Source organism: Haloferax sp. s1, assembly GCF_058382125.1.
This window is the reverse complement of the sequence record NZ_JBZRPK010000085.1, coordinates 1-965: the sequence shown is the minus strand read 5'-3', so window position 1 is coordinate 965 and position 965 is coordinate 1. Positions and strand designations below refer to the sequence as shown.

Below are 965 nucleotides of genomic sequence, written 5' to 3'. Positions count from 1 at the left end.
GCTCCAGCCAGTGAGGGCAATCGAAACACGCCCGTTGTACCAGTTCTTCGCAGCGCCGTGAATCCGAACTCGCTCGCCTTCTTCCATCCACGGTTGATTCGACTTTTCCCAGACTGTAATTTTCGTTTTCCCGCTTTCGTCTGCTATTAGCCCGACTTGTGCAATCGCCGGCGACGTCGCATCCCAGAGTACCTCGATGCGCCCTTCAACGCTCACTTCCTTTCGATTCACGTCTTCGACTTTTCCAATCGGAATCACCTGTCCTGCCGCAGTCTGGAGTTCCTCGTAGACGCCGACGACTGCACTCATCATCGACTTCCCTTCGACGACCTGTTGGGCCAACCGACGACTGATCGCCGCTCGCGACCAGCCATCGAGCTTCTCGGCCAACCGCATCGATTGCTTATTCACCGTCGCCAGTTTGTCCTGCGACAACTGCTCTCTTGCATCCGGTTCTTCAGGGTGCTGCCATCGGTCCACGCACCCGGCCCGTTTCTGGAACGCATCCTGCCGCTCACGACTTCCTCGCATAGCCGCCTGCCGCGTCCGAGCTTCACGACTGGACTGCTGTCGCGCATCGAACCGCTTGTTTGTTCGCTCGATCTCCCACTCTCTGGCTTGGAGCTTCTCCTCGGCTTCAAGGGTTAGGCTGTGGACCTTCGCATCCGGATGGTTCGCATCGACTTTTGCTTGCACTTCTTGTTCGACCGTCGGCCTGAAGGCTGGCGTCTCGTCGACGACCTCAAACCCATCCTCATCGACTGTGACCTCGTCCGCTTTTTCGAATGCCTGTTCATCGACCGAAACTACATCAGTGGTGACGTTCTTACTCGACATTGGTGTTCTAGCACCTGAAGGCGCTCAGCGCCCGACACCGCGATGCTGCAACATCGCGGTTTTCCGACGACACCGACCGACAGAACCATCTGCGCGCTCTCGCTCGCGCCTTCGCGAGCGCCCTACCG

The 965-nt window shown here is 58.2% G+C and carries 1 protein-coding gene; it reads right to left on the bottom strand.

All coding sequences use genetic code 11. From position 1 onward, the window contains the following. Positions 1–837 (bottom strand): DNA-binding protein (locus QT222_RS00575; protein WP_491475957.1); only part of this gene is annotated, 837 nt, incomplete at its 3' end. Positions 838–965 lie beyond the last annotated feature (128 nt).